Genomic DNA, 19,321 nt, shown 5'->3' on the forward strand with positions numbered 1-19,321 from the left:
TGTGCTGCTAACTACGCTCGTAAGGACGACCTTAAGAGCGCAGCCTCGCTATCGTAACTTGCTCGCGCAAGGCGGCCCTCGCCGGAGGCGTACCATTGGACTGACCCTTCGCGGAGCACAGAGAAGGGCACACCATAGAACGGGTGTTATCTGCCTCGCCCCTCGAGCATCGTTCCAATCCGGCCCATGTGTCTCGGGGCCATCGGCTCCCTAGATCCTCTGTAGTCGGCAAAATGGGGCAAGGTCACAGCGCCAACCGCCACCGGCATTCCACCGGCAGCCGTGATTGTGGCCTTGTGTTCGGATCGCATCGCTACGGCAGGTATTACCAAAAGACCTCTGAACGTGGGTGATTTTGAAGCCAGGCTTGCGGCTGGCACGCCGCCGTCTGTTCCGAGAAGCGCAACACAACAGTTGTCGATCAAGGTCGTGCGCGTAAGAGCCATGCTACACAACGGTTACTTAGATGTGACACTTTGCGCAAAGAATCTGGCAATTGGATAGCAAACGTTGGCTTTACGTCTGACACAGGACAGCGATATGCGTTCCTCCTGAATTTCAGGAGGACGACGTGAACGAACCCACATCCCTGCGGCATTCCGCTAAGGAGGTTGCACTCGACACAGGTCTATTGGCACCCGCGGATATCGAACGCATCATCCAAGCAGTGGAGGCCCGCTTCGATGAGCAGATCGAATTTTTGACACAGCTCGTTCGTGCTGACTCGCTTCGGGGCAATGAAGCTGGCGTTCAGAAGATTGTCTCCGCCGCTCTCGCAAGTCGAGGCTATGATGTTCGCAGCTTCGCAATCGATCCAGCTCGCATCGGCGTGGACCCGGCTTTTTCTCCCACCAAATTTGACCTCAAGGATTCCAGCGTTGTTGTTGGTTTGAAGCCCGCATCGGGAGAAGGCGGTCGGTCTCTGGCACTCAATGCGCACGTTGATGTGGTGCCAGTTGGCACAAGCGCTCGTTGGAAATACGAGCCCTTCTCAGCTACTCGTGACGGTGATTGGCTGTACGGCCGTGGTGCGGGCGACATGAAAGCCGGCCTGGCTGCAAATCTCTTCGCGCTCGATGCATTGGCAACCGCAGGTCTCGATCTGCTGGGAGAGGTTCAATTTCAGTCGGTCATCGAAGAAGAGATCACAGGCAATGGATCGGCAATGGTTCTCGCGGAGGGCTTCCGCGCTGATGCTGTTCTGATACCTGAGCCCACCGGCGAACAGGTAGTCAGCGCGAATACCGGCATAATGAAGTTCACTATCACAGTCCAAGGCGTTCCCGCTCACCCCTTCCAAGTCGCCAGGGGTAGAAGCGCAATCGACATCGCATTCCGGACCATCGAATATCTGCGTCAGCTCGAACAAGAGTGGATTGCACAGCGTCCATCAGATTTCGCCGACGTCGACAACGCAATAGCTTTGACGATCGGCACGATATCGGGAGGCGAGTGGATTGCATCGGTGCCGAGCGAGTGCCGCTTTGAAGGTCGCATCGGCTTCTACCCCGGCGATAAGGCAGAGGCGCGCGTGGAATCCTTTGAGAGCTTTCTCAGAAAGGCGTTTCTCAATGACCCGGAGCTGGAAGGATGCCCCGAGCCGTACATTGAGTGGCTCGGCGCTAAGCAAGGAGGATATGTTCTTGCCGAAGGAAGCGAAGCAGAATTACTCTTGGCAAAGGCGCACTCATTTGCAAACGGTTCAGGGACGGACCTTCAGCGCTTCATTATGCCTTGCTACCTCGACTCCGCTGTCTTTGCCCTGCACGGCAACATGACCAGCCTGGTCTACGGACCGGTTGCCGAGAACATTCATGCCATTGATGAGCGTGTAAGCATTCCGTCATTGTTGAGGGTAACCAAGACTATTGCTCTATTCGCTGCAGCTTGGTGCGGAATAAAGCATCGTGTGGAGCAAGGGTAATCCAGAACGTAGAATGTGCTTCCGGCTGTCTACGGGTGCTGTGCTGTTGCAGCGGTATCCGGCTCTTGGAGTATTAATTTGTTTCGGTAGCAAAGCTGCAATGAGGTGAGTTGAAGTGTCTATCAACACTCAGGAAATCAGTGAAAAGGACAGGAACTCTGTCCTGCATCCTTTCACGCAGCTCAAGGACTTTGCCACCGGCAAGCTTGGCGAGCCAACGATCGTCGAGACCGGGAAGGGAATCCGCATTCAAGATGCGCATGGCAACAAATTTATCGATGGTTTTGCCGGTCTCTACTGCGTCAATGTCGGCTATGGCCGCACCGAAGTGGCAGAAGCGATCTCGCGTCAGGCTCATCGCCTAGCTTATTATCACTCTTATGCCGCGCACACGACGGACGAGCTCGCGATCCTCTCCGATCGCCTTGTGAAGATGGCGCCTGGCAAGATGAGCAAGGTGTTCTACGGGATGTCCGGCTCGGACGCCAACGAGACCCAGGCGAAGCTTGTCTGGTATTATAACAATCTGCGTGGCAAGCCGAACAAGAAGAAAATCATCTCGCGTGAACGCGGCTATCACGGATGCAGCGTCGTCTCTGGCTCGATGACGTGCATGAGCTTCTATCACGACCACATGGATCTTCCGCTCCCGCAGATCGTTCACACCGGTGTTCCACACCACTACTGGGGCGCGAACCCAGGCGAGTCCGAACGCGAATTTTCAGCGCGGCGCGCCAAGGAACTTGACCAGCTGATCGAACGCCTGGGCCCGGACAATGTTGGCGCCTTCATCGGCGAGCCGGTTCTCGGCACTGGCGGCATCACGCCTCCGCCGGAAGGTTACTGGCAAGCAATCCAGCCCGTGCTCACAAAGCACGATGTGCTGCTCATTGCAGATGAAGTCATAACCGGCTTCGGCCGGACTGGCTCCATGTTCGGCTCGCAGCATTACGGCATCGAGCCAGACCTCATAACAATCGCAAAGGGTCTGACTTCGGCCTATTTCCCACTTTCCGCGGCAATCGTCGGTGAGAGGGTCTACAAGGTCCTGGAGGACGGCGCAGACAAGGTTGGTGCATTCTCGCACGGCTACACCTACTCAGGTCATCCGATCGGAGCTGCCGCGGCCAACGCGGTACTGGACATTGTCGAGAAAGAAGACCTTCCGGGGAACGCTCGCGAGGTCGGAGCATTCTTCCAAGCCCAGTTGAAGGCGAAATTCGCGCAGTTGCCGATCGTCGGCGAAGTGCGCGGCGTCGGCCTGATGAGCGCAATCGAGTTCGTGACCAATCGCGACAAGAAAAGGCGTTTTGATCCCACGCTCAAGGTTGGTGCACGAATTTCCAAGGCAGCGCGTGAACGCGGTCTTATCGCTCGCGCCATGCCGCATGGGGACATTCTGGGCTTCGCTCCTCCCTTGGTGACAACCAAGGCTGAAGCCGAGGAGATCGTTGGTATTGCTGAAAGCGCGGTGCGCTTCGTTATGGATGAGCTTGTCCGCGAGGGCGAGAAGGTCTGAGCGAAATCTAAGTGTGGCCGCCTGGACGGGCCGGGGGCCGAACCCAGCCATTCAGATCGGCATCAATCTTCACCAACGAAATTGCAGGGCTGGGAGCCTGCCCGTGCCCAACCCGACAAACTCAACTATCGCGCAGGACCGCATCTTCACGGAAAGGGAAGCTGGCCTATGACCGCTGCCGAAGGCCAAATCCGGACTGGGCCGTCGCATATCTCTGTCCACAGCCCCTATGACGGGTCGCTTGTGGGAACGGTCGACGCCAGAGTGGCAAGCGAGATCAGCGCCCTCATTGCGATGGCTCGATGTGGAGCCGAGCTATCGCGGAGCTTGCCTAGGCACCGGCGTGCGAGCATTCTTGAAGGTGCTGCCCAAATAGTCGAGAGACGCAAAGACGCATTTGCTGAAACCATCGTTCGCGAAGCTGGTAAGACGATTGTCCAGGCGCGAAAAGAAGTGCTTCGTTGTGTCAACACTTTGAAGCTCTCGGCCGAGGAGGCTAAGCGCAATGCTGGAGAGGTCGTGGCTTTCGATGCTTATGCGGGCTCGGAGCAGCGCCAGGGATGGTTCACGCGTGAGCCGCTAGGCATCATCACGGCCATTACTCCGTATAACGATCCGCTGAACCTTGTCGCTCATAAGCTCGCGCCTGCAATTGCCGGAGGCAATGCGGTCCTATTGAAGCCATCGGAATTGGCTCCGCTTTCGGCGATCAACCTTGTTGAAGCACTTCGGGAAGCAGGCTTGCCTGAGAAGATCATCACTGTAGCGGTTGGCGATACCGAACTTGGAAAGGCACTGGTCACTTGCCGCGAGGTGCGCATGGTATCGTTCACCGGCGGCTTTGCTACCGGGGAGGCAATCTGTCGGTCGGCAGGCCTCAAGAAACTTGCCATGGAGCTGGGTGGCAATGCCCCGGTGATCGTGATGGGTGATTGCAACTTCGACAAAGCGGTTGAGGCTTGCGTCTCCGGCGCGTTCTGGGCCGCTGGGCAGAACTGCATAGGTGCACAACGTATACTAGTACAGTCCAAACTCTATGAGCGTTTCCGTGATGCATTCGTCACGGCAACGAAGAAACTTCGGGCCGGCGATCCCTTGCGTGAGGACACCGATGTCGGTCCGATGATCTCGAAAAGGTCCGCCGGGCTCACCGAAGTAGCGGTCAACGAAGCGATTGCAGAAGGGGCTAAGCTGCTGTGCGGTAACCGTCGCGAAGGTTCCTTGTATTACCCCACGGTGCTTGAAGGCACCCCTATGACCTGCCGACTGTGGCAAGAAGAAGTATTCGCACCCGTCGTCATGCTTGCTCCATTCGACACACTCAATGAAGCTATCGAGATAGCCAACTATCCGGAATACAGCTTGCATGCCGGCATCTTCACCACCAATCTCAATGTCGCGCTCGAGGCCGCAAACAGGATCGAGGCTGGTGGCGTATTGATCAACGACTCCTCAGATTACCGGTTCGACGCCATGCCGTTCGGAGGTTTCAAATATGGCAGCATGGGCCGCGAGGGCGTTCGATTTGCTTACGAGGAGATGACCCAGCCGAAGGTCGTTTGTCTCAATCGCGGTTAGCCACCCCGCAGCCCCCATTTAAAATGAAACTCCTGTTTGAGACGAGCAATGGCCAACGCTCTGTTCACAAGACAGAGAAATGCAAAAAATCGACCGAGTATTCCGGAAAATTTGAGTTTAATGATGACCCACTACGTGCTTACAGTCTCATGCAAATCAGCTCGCGGTATCGTCGCGGCGATATCGAGCTACTTGGCCGAGCAGGGCTGCAACATCGTCGATTCCAGCCAGTTCGACGATCTCAACACGGGCAAGTTCTTCATGCGCGTCTCCTTCATCTCCGAGGAGCGGGTGGGCGAGGCAGCCCTAGTGGCCGGCTTCAAGCCGGTCGCCGAGAAGTTTGCGATGGATGCCAAGATCCACGATGGCAGGAAGCGCATGAAGGTGCTCCTGATGGTTTCGCGCTTCGGCCATTGCCTGAACGACCTTCTCTATCGCTGGCAGATCGGTGCCCTGCCGATCGACATCGTCGGCGTGGTCTCTAATCATTTCGAATACCAGAAGGTGGTGGTCAATCACGACATCCCGTTCCACCACATAAGGGTGACGAAGGAGAACAAACCGCAGGCCGAAGCGCAGCTCGAAGAGATCGTCGACCAGACGGATGCCGAGCTCGTGGTGTTAGCGCGCTACATGCAGGTTCTGTCGGATGCGCTGTGCCGGAAGATGTCGGGCCGCATCATAAACATTCACCACTCCTTTCTTCCGTCCTTCAAGGGGGCGAACCCATACAAGCAGGCCTATGAGCGCGGCGTGAAGCTCATCGGGGCGACGGCGCATTATGTGACGGCGGATCTGGACGAGGGTCCGATCATCGAGCAGGACACGGCACGCATCACCCATGCACAGTCGGCCGACGATTATGTCTCGATCGGCCGCGATGTGGAGAGCCAGGTGCTGGCGCGCGCCATCCATGCGCATATCCATTTCCGCACCTTCCTCAACGGGAAGCGAACCATCGTTTTCCCGCCAAGCCCCGGCTCATATGTGTCCGAGCGGATGGGGTAAGACATTTGGCGCTCGCAACAGTAATCGACGGGAAGAAGGTGGCAGCCGCGGTAGTCAATGCGGTGAGGGCGTCGGCGGCTGAGCTTGAGAGGCAAGCCGGAGTGAGAGCCGGGCTTGCGGTCGTCATCGTCGGCGATGATCCGGCCAGCCACGCTTATGTCGGCGCCAAGGGCCGCATGGCCAAGGAATGCGGCTTCAACTCCATCCAGCTCACCCTGCCGGCGGAGACCACACAGAGCGAGCTCGCAAGTCTGGTCGCCTCGTTGAACGAAGACCCTCCGTTCACGGTATACTGCTGCAACTACCGCTGCCGAAGCATCTCTATGCGGATGGGATCATCCAGTCTATCCGGCCGGAGAAGGATGTTGACGGCCTCCATGTCGTCAATGCTGGCAAGCTTGCAACCGGCGATCTGGCGACCGGACTTATCTCGTGCACCCCCGCCGGCGCCATGCTGCTGGTGCGCTCCATTCACGGCCAGGACCTTTCAGGCCTGATGGCGGTCGTTATCGGCCGCTCCAAGTTGTTCGGCAAGCCGATGGCGCAATTGTTGCTTAATGCCAATGCCACGGTGACGACCGCGCATTCGCGCACGAAGGATCTGGCGTCTGTAGCGCGTGGCGCCGAAATTCTGGTGGCTGGGGCGGGCCGGCCGGAGATGGTGAAGGCGGACTGGGTCAAGCCGGGGGCCACGGTGATTGATGTAGGCATCAACCGGATCGATGCGCCGGAGCGGGGCGAGGGCAAGACCCGGCTTGTGGGCGATGTCGCCTATGCAGAAACCTCTGACGTCGCCGGAGCAATTACGCCGGTTCCCGGCGGTGTCGGGCCGATGACCATCGCCATGCTGATGGCAAACACAATCACAGCAGCGTACCGCCTGAACGGCTTAGTATCGCCTCAGGCCTAAACGTCAGAATTCGCAGGAGCATAGGTCGTGGATCAGGCCGCACAAACTCAGTGATCGAACTTCCTGGAAAGCGTCGGTCACAATTTCCAGCATGCCATGTCATTCCTCGATTTGCCCAAAGGCTTGGCGGAGCGGATCATCCAGTGCAATTCCGCCTACACGGTTCGCTTCGGGGTACGGCTGCGCGGCCGAATGTACAGCTTCGTCGGCTATCGTCGGCTGGCGCTGCGTAATAGCGAGTGACGTTGCCCCTTTGGCTTAATCCGGTTTGAAGTTCGCTCTGGCCCAACGCGAGGACCAGAGAATGAGCGCAACCGTTTCAGTGAAGAGATGGGTTATTCGGTTCAGCTCGCTCAACGTTTGGCCCCTTTCGGATCATGACGTTCGCCTGGTGCTCAGAGCCGACCTGGCAAGAGGCCATCGGCATGGGTGTGGACCGCCCGCCCCAAGCCGGCGGTCAACCGGGAGAGGCGCAGACCCGATCCTCTCCTTGCTGTCACTGCCGAGCTTGAGGAATGGTTCGAGGCAGAGCCTTGGCGAACACCACGAGAGTTGCTTGAATGCTTGCAGGTCAAATATCCCGGCGTGTATCCCGATGGCCTCATCCGGACCGTGCAGCGTCGAATGAAGATCTGGCGCAGTGCGCAAGCCAATGCGTTGGTGTTCGGGCCATTCGCCGATGCCGCGAGGACGGAAATTGTAGAGGTCGTGCGGTGAGATCATCCCGAGCAACACAGGATCGGCAGAAGCTAAATCTCGGGAACAATCAGTGAGGCAATCGAGAACATCCGAGTGAGGCAACGGCATTGTTCTTTGGGAACACCCTTGGGCGAGGCAATACGCGCTCTCACTTTGATTGCCGCGCCGCACCAGTTGCCGGACGGCGGCCAGGATGTCGGCCGAAGTGCTGTTGCGCTGTCCGCGCCGCCCCCTCGGCAGGCGCAGTTCGGTGTGGACGCCGCCAATCCAATGGATCAGGAGAACGATCTCTGAGGCTTCTTCATCGATATCGGCGACCACCTCGTGGATGACGGTGCGCACGATGCGCTTCTTGGTCGTCGGCGCCGACAGACAGCCTTGGGATCGGCGGCGAGCGCGACGGCGTGTATTGGCGACAGTAGTGATGGCTCCGATGTCGAGGCATCATGCGCGGCAATCCTGCTCTCTATCTCGCCGACACGCGCGAGCGCCCGGTTCCATCGCAACTCCAGTTCCGCCGCGACCAGCCGGTTCTGCGGATCGATGGCGTCGTACTGCCGGAATGCGCGATCAGCGCTGTAGGGTGCCGCCTCGAGATCGCGCACCAGCGCATCACGAACGTGATCGTGGCGACTGGCCGCTTGTGCTTCGGCCTCGAGGGCCGCGGTAATCGCTCCTGGCTCGACAACCCGCAGAAGAGCTTCCTCGATGGCGTCGTCGACGCGCAACCCTCCGAATGCGATGCAGCGCGGCTCACCAATGTCGAGCAAGCCCCGCCAACAGGAATAGCGCGGAATGTTATGTCTGGTCCCTGTGTAGCGGACCGTCAGCTTGCGTCCACAGCGCCGGCAGCGGACAAGGCAGGCGAGCAGAGCGCCACCATGCTTGGGCGCTCCCGTGATGCCGGCCCGTGGGCACGTTGTCGCTCACCTTCTTGCCGATCGCCTCCGCCCGTTCCTAACTGACATAACCCTCATGGACATCCGGGATCAGAGCCAGCCACTCGGCTCGCGCCTTACGGCGGCTCCTGGGTCGGATCACTCCCGCTGCATCACATCCTGTCGCGACACGACTCTTACCATAGGCGTAGGCGGCCGTAGATCGGGTTCTCGATCATCCGGTGGATGGTCGCATAATTTGGCCGACGCCAGACCACGTCACCGTTGTTGCGCTTAACTGGCAAATCCAGCCCATGCTCGAGGAACCAGAGCAGGGCCTGCCGGGCGCCTACCATGAATTTTCCGGGCTAACTGGGTCAGGAAGGTTGTCGCTCAACTCCTCTTTTGCACTCTGCGCGCAAGACCCGGTGCTTTTCGCAAATCTACCAGGCTCTCTATTGTCGGAAGCATTACAAAATTTCGCCCTATGCACCCCTAACGGGCACGGGATGACAACCTCTTCAAAGAAAATAGCTTTTTGAGTTGGCGCGACTTTTGCTCTTTCGACTGTGCTCGTCCTCCTCAGAAATAATGGGAAAATGTCCATGACAACCAAATCCGATCCCAACGACAGCCTTCGTGCGCAGCGCCAATCGTTCGACAAAATACCTATTGTCGATGTAGGGCCGCTTCTGGATAACAGCAGCGTTCCGAGCGTGGCAAAGGACATTCGCTGGGCATTCGAGAACGTTGGCTTTATGTATGTGAAGAACCACGGCGTGCCGGCACAATTGTTAGACGATACGTTCGCCCAAGCCCGTGCGTTCTTTGACCAGCCGCTTGAAGAGAAGATGAAACTTCACATGGCCAATTCGGGAGTTGCAATGCACGGTTACGTGGAGTTTTTTGGTGAAAATGCGGATCCTGCGAACACAAAGGATTTGAAAGAGTGTTTTGATATCGGCCCTGAACGACCTACCCTTGAGCGGCCCTTCTTCGGTCCGAACCAGTGGCCGTCGACGCTGCCCGGGTTTCGTGAGACTGTATCTGCATATCACGAGGCGATGAAGGACCTCGCGACAAAACTTCTTCGTGGGATTGCGCTCAGCCTCGACCTGCCCCGGGACTTTTTTGATTCCAGGGTAACGGATCCGATCACCTATCAGCGCTTGCTTCGCTACCCGACGCAGTTGGGACAGGTGGAGGAGAGAATTATCGGCATTGGCGCGCACGTCGATTACGGCAGTCTCACGATACTTGCCCAGGACAGTGTAGGAGGGCTTCAGGTCATGAATCGTGAAGGGGTCTGGGTTGAAGGAGCGCCTATTGTCGGGACTTTCGTCATCAACATCGGTGAGCTTTTGCAGATACTAACCAACGGCCTATACATCGCCAACTATCATCGGGTTGTGAACACGTTCGGGCGCGAGCGTTATTCGATTCCATTCTTTATCGATGCAGACTACGATGCCGTGGTCCAGCCCCTTGAGAGATACGTGTCTCCATCGAACCCCTCGCGCTATTTGCCCGTCATCTGCGGAGAGCACAAATTCGGACGGCTCGTAAAGACCTTTCCACATCTGGAAAGGGTCGGCCTTGAACAATGAGGATCGGGTTTCGAGCTGCATCGGCGGACCTTGCATGGCGGCGAAGCCACAAAACACTCCTGCCTGAACCAGATAGCCACCTCGAAAAACCTGGCAATCGAGAACACATCTTAATTCACTTCGCCTGGTAATTTGCACGGAGGCGTTGGATGCGAGGCCAGGCTGGGTTCTGGGACATTGACGAGCGCTATGTCCGGCTGAGCCAGGCCTGGGATCCACTGGACAAGCTGAACGCGGTGGTCCCTTGGGAGGTTTTTCCGGAAACCGCTGGACAAGGCGCTGAAGCGCTCCGATGGCGCCCAATGCGGCCGGCCGCCCTTTGATGCGGTGATGATGTTCAAGGTCCTGGTTCTGCAGGCGCTCTACAGTCTCTCGGACGATCAGTCCGAGTTCCAGATCCAGGGCGCACTCGACAGGAATTGGACGAGACGGTTCTGCGCGCAATAACGAGTGTAAGAGACCGTTTTGAATCGGGGTACTATAGGTTCCGTTTGAGGCTGGGTTATGATTCAAGTTCTGGATGTGGCCAGATGGCCCAGATTGCCAAGAAGACCAAGCGCGACCCGTCTGATTTGACGGACGAGGAGTGGGAGCAGTTCGCACCACTGATGCCCAAGCCTGGGCGTCGCGGCCGTCCGCGCGAGGTTAATTTCCGGGAGGTGGTCAACGCCGTGCGCTACCTGGTCCGCTCCGGTTGCGGTTGGCGGATGCTGCCGATCCATTTCGGCGCCTGTCAGACGGTCTACGGCTGGTTTCACGAGTTGGCGCGGCGCTTTCTGTTTCAGACCATACACGACGTGGCGCTGATTGCGGGTTTCGGAAAAGTCCGGACAGGCTTTCCGGTAATCTCCGGACCGGGTTGGAGGTGCACCCTGGGTTTGCCGAATGATTGTGATGTAAGAACAGGTAGGCAAAGGTGAGCAGATCAAGTCCTGCGGCCGCCCAACCATGGCATTCCGGAAATCTGCCTCGTCGACACTCTCCGCCAGCTGTGCCAGAAATGTCTCGAAGATAAGCGGCATGTCCCTCGTTATCATCATGGCTCAATCCCCTCCGTCTGTCTGGTGCGCGCCACCCTGACCTGGCGACCCCACCAAAAAGCCGGCGCCCACAAACGTGGCCGATCGGATAGAGCGTTCCTGTGAGGCGGGGGGTAGATCCATGGTGCATGGACGGGAGATCGCCGGATTGCGATCTTCGGCGGTTGGCATAAGCTTCTAGAGCACGTCCTGTGATCGATGAATCGATTGTGATGTGACGGCTGCGTTTTGTGCTGATTCAACATCCACCTCGATGGAGGTGGACGATGGGAAGAGCATTGAGCGGTGATCTTCGGTCGCGGGTCTTGAAGGCTTCGGACGAGGGCATGTCGGCGCGGCAAGCGGCGGCGCGGTTCGGCGTGGGAGTGTCCAGCGCGATCCGCTGGATTGCGCGGGCGAAGATCGGCGAACTGGCGCCACGCCCGCAGGGCCGCCGCCGCGCCTCCAGCCTCGATGCGCACGAAGCCTTCATCGTCGGGCTGATCGAGGAGCGCAAGGACATCACGCTGAACGAGATGGTGGAGCGGCTCGTCGCCGAGCAGTCAGTGCGGATCAGCCGCAGCGCCTTGACGCCTGGCTACGCGGTCACGGCTGGACATTCAAAAAAAGTCCGCGCACGCACTGGAGCAGGGTCGCCTCGACATCCTGAAGCGGCGCCGGGACTGGTTCGACGGCCAGCTCGATCTTGATCCGGCGAAGCTCGTGTTCATCGATGAGACCGGCCTCTCCACAAAGATGGCCCGCCTGCGTGGAAGAGCGCCGCGCGGCGAGCGCTGCCGGGCCGGCGTGCCGCATGGCCATGTGTGGACGCCCCCTCGGGCGCAAGAAGAATCTTTGGTACAGGCTGTTGCGCGTGATCGGGTGCTGCCATGTGTTCGGCCTCTCTTGCGGCTCGTCATGGCCGCGGGCCCGTATGGGAGTTCGAGGATCAGGTCCACATCACTGGAACGCGCTGGAAGCGCTCCCCATGCGCCTGGTTCTCCTGATCCCGCCTCACCGACGTTGCGCCATACCTGTCCTTTGACCTCCTCACGCCGCCAACGGCCTCGCGCCCGTCCCGCTCAAGCGGGCACGACCGGAGCCCGATAGCTTTCTCCCTTCGTTAACAGCGCCCAGACTATTCGGGCGTTCTTGTTCGCCAGCGCCACGATCACCAACATCGGCGGTTTGCGCTCGAGCATCCGGCCGAGCCAGGATCCTCTAGGCACCCCTTTGCGCTTGGCCCACCGCACCACGGCGCTCGCTGCGATAATAAGGAGCCGCCTCAGTGTGCGCTCTCCCATCCGAGATGTTCGGCCCAGTCGTTCCTTGCCGCCCGTAGAGCGCTGAACCGGCGTTAATCCTACCCAGGCAGCGAAGTCACGGCCCGATCGGAACGTCTCCGCTGGCGGCGCGAGCGCCTCTATGGCGGTGGCGATCAGGGGGCCGATCCCAGGCACGCTCATCAGACGCCGAGTCGCGTCGTCGGCTTTGGCGCGGGCAGAGATCTCCGTATCCAGCGCGGCGATTTGGTTCTGCAGATGGCGCAACCCCTCGGCGAGAAGGGCAAGGCAGGAGCGAGCAGCTTCCGGCACACTCGATGTGGGATCCTCGATTTGAGCGATGAGGCGTCCGATATGAAAAGGTCCTTGCGGCGCGATCAGGCCGTATTCGGAAAGATGGCCGCGGATCGCGTTGATGAGTTGAGTGCGCTGGCCGACCAGGATATCACGGGTCCGGAAGATCACGGCGGAGGCCTGCTTGGCTTCGCTCTTCACAGCCACGAAGCGCATGGTCGGGCGCTGCGCCGCCTCGCAGATCGCCTCCGCATCGGACATGTCGTTCTTCTGCCGTTTGACGAAAGGCTTCACATAGGCGGGTGCGATCAGCCGCACGGTGTGGCCGAGCTTCCCGATCTCCCGACCCCAGTAGTGGGCACCCGGGCATGCCTCCATTGCCACCAAACACGGTGGTTGGGCGGCAAAGAAAGCCAGCACCTGGTCGCGCCGCAGCTTCCTGCGGAAGATGACCGCTCCGGCAGAGCTCGCTCCGTGTGCTTGAAAGACATTCTTGGCCAGATCCAGGCCGATGGTGCTAACTTCCGTCATGGGGCGCCTCCTTTAAGTGGCTGAGAACACCTCCACTCTGGCACATCGATGCCGTCGGGGGCGTCCACCCCATCACTGGAAGACCACGACCTTCACCGGAGCGCTGCGGCTGACGGGCATGACTGCGCCCTTCGTCTACGACGGCGCCATGAACGGCAACGTGTTCCTGGCCTATGTCGAGCAGGTGCTGGTCCCTACATTGTCGGAGGGCGACGTAGTCGTTATGGACAACCTGCCCGCCCACAAGGCCGCCGGCGTGCGCGACGCGATTGAGGCCGCAGGCGCGAGCCTGCTCTACTTGCCGCCCTACAGTCCCGACTTCAATCCGATTGAGAACGCCTTCGCCAAACTCAAGGCGCTGCTGCGAGCAAAGGCCGAGAGAACCATCAAGGCTCTCTGGGACGCGGTCGGCGCGGTCGTCGACCTCTTCACCCCAGCCGAATGCGCCAACTACTTCAAAGCCGCAGGATATGAACCTGATTAAACAGGACGTGCTCTAGCTCACAGCGGCGATTGGGATTGTGAGTCCCGTAGTCGTTTGCGATCCTAACAAGCGTAACGAGCCGAGGGAGCGGGCTGTTCACTGTAGCTCGCTCATGGAGGCCGACCCCCGATTTCGCCCGGCGAGTCAGCGAAATCTAACGGCGCGACGGCAGTGATGTGACTTTCATCGCCCGATGCAGCATGTAAAGGCCGCTGCCTACGACAACGAGAGACCCGATCCAAGTCCAAAGGTCAGGGATATCACCCCAGATAAAAAAACTGAGCGCAACGCCCCATATCATCCCCGTATACTCGAACGGCACAACAATCGATGGCGTCGCCATACGGTAGGCCTGCGCCAACATAAGAGTGCCGACCAGGGCAAGAAGGCCGCCGTCCCCCCATCCCGGCGTCAGCCAGAGAAAGGGCATCTGTACACCAGTTGCGGCTATGACGACGATGTTGCAGTAAAAGATCATCGCAACGTTGCTCTCGGTGCGACTGTAAAGACGGATCATCACCATTAACAAGGCGTACGCAGCGGTGGCGACGAGCGCTATGGCGCCCCCGCCAAAGGCGCCATTGACGCCGGGACGGATCATGATAAGGACCCCGCAAACCCCACAAGCACTGCCAACCAGCGCTTTAAGCCCACGCTCTCGTGCAGAATTGGCACTGTATGACAGTAATAATAAACATTGGCGCGGCAAAGCCGATGGCGTAGGCGGCGCCCAACGGCATCACCGCCAGGGCCCAGAAAAAGCCGAACGTGCCGACCATACTGACAAGCCCACGCAGCAGATGCGCACCGAACCTGCGGGTCTTCAACGACAACAGCCCGGGCGGCCTCAGTAGCATCGCCAACGTCGGAACGAGCCCTATAACAGCGCGGAAAAACACGATCTGAGCAATCGAATAGTCGGCCGACAATCATTGATTATGGCATCCATGATGCAGAGGACGAACACGCCGCCGGCATACATCGCGATGCCTTGCGCTGGTGACTGCCTTGCGACAACCGATTTTGGCACACCGTCCTGCGCCCTCATGACTTAGGCAACCCGCTTGATTACCGCCGTCGGCTGAGCCGACCGCTTCTTGGTTGCCGACACACGACGGGCTCTTCGGGACCCAGGCGCCGGACATTTGTCGTCAGCGGTTCCAGGCTGGCAGCCCGGTCCTCTCGGAAAGAACCCACGTTTCCTTTCGCGACAAGGGTCATAGCCCAGGACCGCGTTTGCACACGATAGATCAAGCTCAAAACGGCATTTTTGAAACTGACGGCGAGTCTGCACATAGCGCAACCGCTGACAACTTTTGCATCCAAAGACGATCGGGGACATTCGTGCGTCCGAAGTGTATTTCGTCACATTGTACATCCTGGGTATATCCTGGCCCAAAATCTACAGAACGGTCGCAACATCGTTCAATCGATGTAGGATTCGGTCCTGGTAGATCGAAATACCGGCAGAGCTTGTCCACTTATTGCATGGACCGACTCCTTGGCGCAGGTGATGCCGGCAATTCATAGGTCGCAGCAGCCGCGAACATTCGCCGATTAAGGCATCGAGATTGGCTTTATCGACATGGATTGCCTCAACCCGTTCCGCCGCAATGTAGTCATGCTGAAATGAATCAGCCGTCAGGGTAATTGGATGAAGGCCAAGACGCTGGGCCGTTTCGACGGACAACAGACCAGTCCTCGAGCCTTCAACCAGGATAAGCACTCTTTTGCCATTGGCTGTTGATCCCGAGTTGTATGCTGTGCCTCAGTCTGAAGCGTAAATCGACGTCAGCCCCTTTTGACGCGCCTAATCTCAGACCTTGTCGTGACGGTATCATCGCCGGCGATTTGCGGTCGTGAAGATTGCGTGAATTTATTGTAAACGGCGGTTAATACCGTGTGCTGGATCCTGGGCGAAAACGGTGGCGATGAAGACTGAGACAATCCTGCGGCCGCTTTTCTCCGGCATGGGCCAGTAGGTTGCTCATGAAGGGAAGTGGCACCAATGCAATGTAGGCGCACAGCACTTGGTGACGGCCGCCTTTACGCCCCTTTCGTCGAGTTTGTCGAGGTCGCGACACCGGAGTGGCGCTACCCCGTTCTTGCACATTTCGGCTTAACTCATTGATTTAACGGGAGGAACTGCCTAATCGCGGCTTGGTCTCCGCAATTGGCACAACTCTTGAAACTCTCCAGTCGCGGCTGATGGCGCCATGCCCTCAGGGTGCAGTATTCTATTTAGGAATGTATCGGCATGCCCCAACGACTTCCAAGCAAGCGCAAACTAGACGATCGCCAAAGGTGTACCATTATCGGTGCCGATCTACCCGAAACGGAAATCTTTCGTGGCGACTTGTTGATACAGTCGTTATCGGGGTCTCCGCGTTCAATAGGCTGCATGTACTACTATGATGACACAGGATCAGCGCTGTTTGAGCGACTCTGCAAAGAAGACTCTTACTACTTGTTCAGGGCCGAGCGGGAGATCCTGGCGCAGTACGCCAAATCGATTGCCGATATGACAGGTCCTGCCTCTCTCGTCGAGTTGGGGTCTGGAAACGCGCAAAAAACGAGGCTGTTGATTGACGCCTACGTAGAGAACCACGGCCCAACTTCTTACGCCGCTATTGACGTCAACCGTTCAATTCTGGAGAAGGCCGCCGAAAACCTCCTTTCGATGACACCAGATTTGAACTTTACGGGCATCATTGGGGTCTACCAAACCGGATTGGAACAGGCTGCCACGGTCATAGGTCCAAAGCTTTTAGTTTGCCTCGGCGCCTCAGTGGGAAACATGTACGATGACGAATTGCACGATCTGCTTCACTCGGTGCGCACGTTGTTCGCTCTCGGGGACTATTTTCTAGTCGGTATAGACTTGGATAAAAATTCGAATATCTTAGAGGCGGCCTATAATAACCAAAGTGCTATTCTGACTAACCTGTGCGTTCTTCAGCATTTAAATTGGCGATTTGATGGTAATTTTAATGTCTTCCAGTTTCGACATGTAGCATTTCACAATAAATCCCTCTGCCGAATGGAATCCCACTTGGAGGCCATGCAGGCCCAATCCGTCAATCTAGAGAAATTACAATTCTCGCTGTGCCTAGAAAAAGGAGAGATGATTATGACGGAGATCATGCGCAAAGTTAATCTTCATACATTTAATGAGATATTCATGCAGCATGGCTTGAATCCGGCACACCATTGGACGGATTCTGAGCGAAGATACGCCGTATGTTTGTTCCAAATTGTGGATAGGTAGGAGAAATGTTAAGCTGGATCTTTCTTAAGCGAGGTAGCGCTATGTTGGAGGAGAGCAAGTTCGGAATTCCATCGGCGATTATCTGTGGCCCCTCCTTTACGAGCGTTGCGGCTGCGTCGTATCCGACAGTCGGAATAATTTTAGTGGCGAACACTGTACTTCCTTTGTGACGGTTCGTGCCTAAAATTAAGAGTCCCTGCTGGGGATTCCCTTCGGGCTGCGCGCGTGCGAGTCTGCCGTATGCGCACAGGAATATCCCTCACCGTTTCGTCGATTGACCGCCAGCGCCTGAGTGCGCTGATGTAAGCGGGCAGCTGAGGCCGTTCAGCTCTGGTAATTCCAGGGCATGAGGGCGTTAATATCGCTGGTTGGCCAGCCATTGGCGATGCGCTCGAGGGTCTGGGTGAGCCAGGCGTGCGGATCGACCTGGTTCATCTTGGCGGTCTTTGCCGACCGCCGAACTATGCCGAGCGGATGTGTTTCCTTTCCTCTAATTTTTTCATGAGTCGCAGCTAAATCGGGATAGATTATATTAGGGTCTCTCCGTCGCGATTGGCGCGAAGGAGAGGACATCTGCAACGCAGCTCGCTTTATCGGAAGCGAGTTTTCAAGGGTTTATGCGGCGAGATTGTCGGACGAAGGCTTGGCCCGACAAGACCCTGTTATGCCTGCAGGGTCTAAATCGAGCGCAGTTTGATGGGACCGACGGTTATCATGTACTCGCTCTCATACTGTCCCTTAAAATCGGCGTCACGGTCGAACCAGAGAGCCTGCCGGATTGGCGCGCCCAGGTCCCGAGCCAGAGTAGCAAAGAGCGAATTGGAAGCCTTGTTGGTGGGCGCGACAGTGGCCTTGATGTGCGTTACGCTCTTGCAACATGGCCTGTTGAAGGTTGAGATGATTAGTCCCTTGCCCACCCCTGTGTTGCGCACCGCAGGATGCACAGCAATCTGCCACACGAAGAGCGTGGAGGGCTCGCTGGGCAGTCGATACGCCGACAGCCAGCCAACCACCTCCCCAGCACGCTCCGCGACTGTGCAAGTGTCTGCAAAATGAGTGCAAAGCAGGAGTTCGCAGTAAAGCGAGTTGCGGGCTAGTTGCGGGCAGAGCGCGATGAGAGCCCACACATCGGCTGCATGATTGTAGGTCGGCTTTCGGAATGTCACCCGCTCCGACTGGCCGTCGGATCGGCCCTGTCTGTCACCAGCCATCCACAACCCTCCAGGCGAACCTATCATCTTTTGTCCCCAACCTTCCGCATTTGCCAGACACTTAGGAGCAGCTGGTACTGAAAGGCCGCGACACCCAGGTCGGACGCGGCCTCCTCCTGAGGGTCTGATTCTCATCCGGCAATTAATATGCCGGAGCTCAAATCGTCTTCGTCCGTACGCCCACTGCTGGTATCAGTCCCTTGACGAAGGTATCCGTACAGCGATCGAGACAAGCGTTCCTCCGGCCTCAAAAGCGTCGAAGTCGCTCAACATTCACGGCGCGTCCAGGAGTCGAGTAGGCCAACCTGCAGTAGCGCGTACTCGACGACCCGATGCGCTGGAAGGTGTCGAAGTTCGCTGCGAACAGGGGGCGTGAGGTTGAGCAAAACGTGTGCTCCTACCTAAGCTTTCTAGGGAGCACCCGCCAAGCTCCCTCCATCAACCCGTTCATGCGCCCAATAGCGAGATTAAGTGACGCAACACAGGTATTCATCCTTTCGCCACTTAATTCGGCCCTTACCGGGGAGCACTGGCGACCGGATCTATCAATTACATGATACATATGCCTAGTCCGTATGTTGATTAGTTGAGAAGCGACTGGTAGGGGCGGTAAGGTCCACGCTCGCCCCACGAGACAAACTGCATGGCAGTTCCTTCCGCCTGCGACGAGGAGGCTTCAAAAATTGTGCCAGCTTCCCATAACCATCTGAATGTTATTTAACGGCTTAAAAGTGCGGGCTACACCGATTTTGCCTGAACCACGACTGCGTCGCGAACGCGACAAACTAACGGTCTTTGTCGGTTGTGACCTGATGTGGTTGTCTAATCGCCGCTGGGACGTCAAGCATGTAATTGCGTCGAGACGACGCTGCCGGGTGCATGGTTGTCTTTGCGGTCGACAACAGTCGCCGCATGATGGAGCTCCGCGGACGAGCTTTCAATGTGGACGACGCACTTTGCTGAGACAGCGGTGCAACCCCATCTGCCCCGCCCGATTGCAACAGGTCGGCTGGATCAGGATCGTTGGTCATAACTGCTGACGTATATGCGCTTCGCCATTGATGGGGTCGAAGATGTCGATGGTCGTCCTACTGTGAGAGGAGATTCG

At 57.6% G+C, this 19,321-nt stretch carries 13 protein-coding genes and 9 pseudogenes; 13 read left to right on the plus strand and 9 right to left on the minus strand.

Annotation, left to right across the window (positions count from 1 at the left end; genetic code table 11):
• The first annotated feature begins 571 nt into the window (after positions 1–571).
• The 7 genes and pseudogenes from NKH36_RS31110 to NKH36_RS31140 form a co-directional block, all read left to right on the plus strand.
• Positions 572–1,924, plus strand: a complete 1,353-nt coding sequence (locus tag NKH36_RS31110) for an ArgE/DapE family deacylase (protein ID WP_352965594.1) — start codon at positions 572–574, stop codon at positions 1,922–1,924.
• 115 nt (positions 1,925–2,039) lie between these two features.
• Entirely contained in the window at positions 2,040–3,443 is a 1,404-nt protein-coding gene (locus NKH36_RS31115) for an aspartate aminotransferase family protein (protein ID WP_352965597.1), read from the plus strand.
• Between the two features lie 168 nt (positions 3,444–3,611).
• The gene (locus tag NKH36_RS31120; protein ID WP_352965600.1) at positions 3,612–5,021 is read left to right on the plus strand and encodes an aldehyde dehydrogenase family protein; all 1,410 of its coding nucleotides are present in this window, start codon (positions 3,612–3,614) and stop codon (positions 5,019–5,021) included.
• 123 nt (positions 5,022–5,144) lie between these two features.
• Complete coding sequence (gene purU, locus NKH36_RS31125; RefSeq protein WP_352965627.1) at positions 5,145–6,029, plus strand: formyltetrahydrofolate deformylase; 885 nt, start codon at positions 5,145–5,147, stop codon at positions 6,027–6,029.
• Positions 6,030–6,034: 5 nt separating this feature from the next.
• Positions 6,035–6,939: pseudogene (gene folD / locus NKH36_RS31130) on the plus strand (bifunctional methylenetetrahydrofolate dehydrogenase/methenyltetrahydrofolate cyclohydrolase FolD).
• Between the two features lie 96 nt (positions 6,940–7,035).
• Positions 7,036–7,179: pseudogene (locus tag NKH36_RS31135) on the plus strand (glutamate dehydrogenase); the annotation flags it as partial.
• Positions 7,180–7,374: 195 nt separating this feature from the next.
• Positions 7,375–7,656, plus strand: a pseudogene (locus NKH36_RS31140) (transposase); the annotation flags it as partial.
• A 257-nt stretch (positions 7,657–7,913) separates the two neighbouring features.
• Here NKH36_RS31140 and NKH36_RS31145 read toward each other — a convergent pair.
• The 3 genes and pseudogenes from NKH36_RS31145 to NKH36_RS31155 all read right to left on the minus strand — a co-directional run bounded on the left by NKH36_RS31145 (position 7,914) and on the right by NKH36_RS31155 (position 8,872).
• Entirely contained in the window at positions 7,914–8,408 is a 495-nt protein-coding gene (locus NKH36_RS31145; RefSeq protein WP_352965605.1) for a hypothetical protein, read from the minus strand.
• A gap of 9 nt (positions 8,409–8,417) precedes the next feature.
• Positions 8,418–8,540, minus strand: a pseudogene (locus tag NKH36_RS31150) (hypothetical protein); the annotation flags it as partial.
• A 173-nt stretch (positions 8,541–8,713) separates the two neighbouring features.
• Entirely contained in the window at positions 8,714–8,872 is a 159-nt protein-coding gene (locus NKH36_RS31155) for a hypothetical protein (RefSeq protein WP_352965608.1), read from the minus strand.
• A 249-nt stretch (positions 8,873–9,121) separates the two neighbouring features.
• Between NKH36_RS31155 and NKH36_RS31160 the strand changes: the two genes are divergently transcribed.
• From NKH36_RS31160 to NKH36_RS31175, 4 genes and pseudogenes are all read left to right on the plus strand, one after another.
• On the plus strand, positions 9,122–10,123 hold the full coding sequence (locus NKH36_RS31160) for an isopenicillin N synthase family dioxygenase (protein WP_352965610.1): 1,002 nt from the start codon (positions 9,122–9,124) through the stop codon (positions 10,121–10,123).
• A gap of 279 nt (positions 10,124–10,402) precedes the next feature.
• The gene (locus NKH36_RS31165; protein WP_502912153.1) at positions 10,403–10,570 is read left to right on the plus strand and encodes a transposase; all 168 of its coding nucleotides are present in this window, start codon (positions 10,403–10,405) and stop codon (positions 10,568–10,570) included.
• A gap of 83 nt (positions 10,571–10,653) precedes the next feature.
• A pseudogene (locus tag NKH36_RS31170) lies at positions 10,654–10,932 on the plus strand (transposase); the annotation flags it as partial.
• A gap of 497 nt (positions 10,933–11,429) precedes the next feature.
• A pseudogene (locus NKH36_RS31175) lies at positions 11,430–11,964 on the plus strand (helix-turn-helix domain-containing protein); the annotation flags it as partial.
• A 260-nt stretch (positions 11,965–12,224) separates the two neighbouring features.
• Here NKH36_RS31175 and NKH36_RS31180 read toward each other — a convergent pair.
• The gene (locus NKH36_RS31180; RefSeq protein ID WP_352516388.1) at positions 12,225–13,250 is read right to left on the minus strand and encodes an IS110 family RNA-guided transposase; all 1,026 of its coding nucleotides are present in this window, start codon (positions 13,248–13,250) and stop codon (positions 12,225–12,227) included.
• A gap of 46 nt (positions 13,251–13,296) precedes the next feature.
• Here NKH36_RS31180 and NKH36_RS31185 point away from each other — a divergent pair.
• Positions 13,297–13,734, plus strand: a pseudogene (locus NKH36_RS31185) (IS630 family transposase); the annotation flags it as partial.
• A 154-nt stretch (positions 13,735–13,888) separates the two neighbouring features.
• On the opposite strand, the gene NKH36_RS31190 reads toward NKH36_RS31185, so the two are convergent.
• The 3 genes and pseudogenes from NKH36_RS31190 to NKH36_RS31200 all read right to left on the minus strand — a co-directional run.
• Positions 13,889–14,335 (minus strand): DMT family transporter, encoded by a 447-nt coding sequence (locus NKH36_RS31190; protein ID WP_352965614.1) that lies wholly within the window; start codon positions 14,333–14,335, stop codon positions 13,889–13,891.
• 43 nt (positions 14,336–14,378) lie between these two features.
• Positions 14,379–14,663, minus strand: a complete 285-nt coding sequence (locus tag NKH36_RS31195; RefSeq protein WP_352965616.1) for a DMT family transporter — start codon at positions 14,661–14,663, stop codon at positions 14,379–14,381.
• Positions 14,664–15,143: 480 nt separating this feature from the next.
• A pseudogene (locus tag NKH36_RS31200) lies at positions 15,144–15,454 on the minus strand (ATP-grasp domain-containing protein); the annotation flags it as partial.
• A gap of 537 nt (positions 15,455–15,991) precedes the next feature.
• On the opposite strand from NKH36_RS31200, the gene NKH36_RS31205 reads away from it, so the two are divergent.
• Positions 15,992–17,002 carry an L-histidine N(alpha)-methyltransferase gene (locus NKH36_RS31205; RefSeq protein WP_352965620.1) on the plus strand — a complete coding sequence of 337 codons (1,011 nt, stop codon included), beginning with the start codon at positions 15,992–15,994 and terminating at the stop codon, positions 17,000–17,002.
• A 324-nt stretch (positions 17,003–17,326) separates the two neighbouring features.
• Here NKH36_RS31205 and NKH36_RS31210 read toward each other — a convergent pair.
• Positions 17,327–17,449, minus strand: a pseudogene (locus tag NKH36_RS31210) (transposase domain-containing protein); the annotation flags it as partial.
• 230 nt (positions 17,450–17,679) lie between these two features.
• Positions 17,680–18,213: a diaminobutyrate acetyltransferase gene (ectA, locus tag NKH36_RS31215; RefSeq protein ID WP_352965622.1), complete on the minus strand. Its 534-nt coding sequence runs from the start codon at positions 18,211–18,213 to the stop codon at positions 17,680–17,682.
• Positions 18,214–19,321 lie beyond the last annotated feature (1,108 nt).

Source organism: Mesorhizobium sp. M1312 (genome assembly GCF_040318115.1).
In the GTDB taxonomy this organism is placed as follows: Bacteria; Pseudomonadota; Alphaproteobacteria; order Rhizobiales; family Rhizobiaceae; genus Mesorhizobium.

What these genes read in the sequence shown, in the direction of transcription:
- purU (WP_352965627.1), top strand. Translation starts at nt 5,145, where the DNA reads ATGACCCACTACGTGCTTACAGTCTCATGCAAATCAGCTCGCGGTATC.
- NKH36_RS31155 (WP_352965608.1), bottom strand. Translation starts at nt 8,872, where the DNA reads ATGGTAGGCGCCCGGCAGGCCCTGCTCTGGTTCCTCGAGCATGGGCTG.
- NKH36_RS31190 (WP_352965614.1), bottom strand. Translation starts at nt 14,335, where the DNA reads ATGATCCGTCCCGGCGTCAATGGCGCCTTTGGCGGGGGCGCCATAGCG.
- NKH36_RS31180 (WP_352516388.1), bottom strand. Translation starts at nt 13,250, where the DNA reads ATGACGGAAGTTAGCACCATCGGCCTGGATCTGGCCAAGAATGTCTTT.
- ectA (WP_352965622.1), bottom strand. Translation starts at nt 18,213, where the DNA reads ATGGCTGGTGACAGACAGGGCCGATCCGACGGCCAGTCGGAGCGGGTG.
- NKH36_RS31120 (WP_352965600.1), top strand. Translation starts at nt 3,612, where the DNA reads ATGACCGCTGCCGAAGGCCAAATCCGGACTGGGCCGTCGCATATCTCT.
- NKH36_RS31160 (WP_352965610.1), top strand. Translation starts at nt 9,122, where the DNA reads ATGACAACCAAATCCGATCCCAACGACAGCCTTCGTGCGCAGCGCCAA.
- NKH36_RS31205 (WP_352965620.1), top strand. Translation starts at nt 15,992, where the DNA reads ATGCCCCAACGACTTCCAAGCAAGCGCAAACTAGACGATCGCCAAAGG.